A 603-nucleotide genomic window follows, 5' to 3' on the forward strand; every position below is an offset into this window, starting at 1 on the left:
AGGGGCATGTCCTGCCACCCGTCGACCTGCTTGAGGCCCTTGAGGAACGCGGTGGTCGAGTACTCGGGGTCGGTGATCTGCTCGACCGTGCCCCAACCGGAGGACGGGCGCTGCTGGAACAGGCCCTGCGAGTCGTGGTCGTTGCGGTCACCCAGGTGACCCAGGTTCTCCAGCTTCGACTCCTGCAGCGCGGTCGCGATGGAGACGACGGCGGCGCGCTCGTCCATGCCGGCCTTCTTCGTCGCCGCGATGATCGCCTTGACGTTGGCGACCTGCTCGTCGGACAGGTCGATGCGCGACTGCGCGCCCTGCACACCGTGCGGAATCAGCTTCGCCTTGTCCACCGACGGCTTGTCGGCCTGCACGGCGGCGACGGCGACAGCGGTGGTGTCCACGCTCGGGGTGTGGGTGGTGTCGGTGAGCGGGCCGGCGGCCACACCACCGGCGAACGCGAGACCGGCGATACCGAGAACGCTGTTACGGATGATCGTGTTCATCACAGATGCTCCATTCGGGGTTGGCACCCACACGCCGAAAAGGGGGATCGGCTTTCGCGCGGGTGCAAGCACCGTCCGGCGCCCAAGAAGATCAGGGGATCTCCAG

General features: G+C 67.3%; 1 protein-coding gene. It reads right to left on the reverse strand.

The features are described 5' to 3' along the window. The coding region (locus tag ACTMS2_RS29300) for a hypothetical protein (protein WP_441178273.1) at positions 1-497 on the reverse strand (497 nt) is incomplete at its 3' end. Positions 498-603: the final 106 nt, after the last annotated feature.

This window comes from Micromonospora sp. SD12, assembly GCF_052068495.1.
Classification (GTDB): Bacteria; Actinomycetota; Actinomycetes; order Mycobacteriales; family Micromonosporaceae; genus Micromonospora; species Micromonospora echinofusca.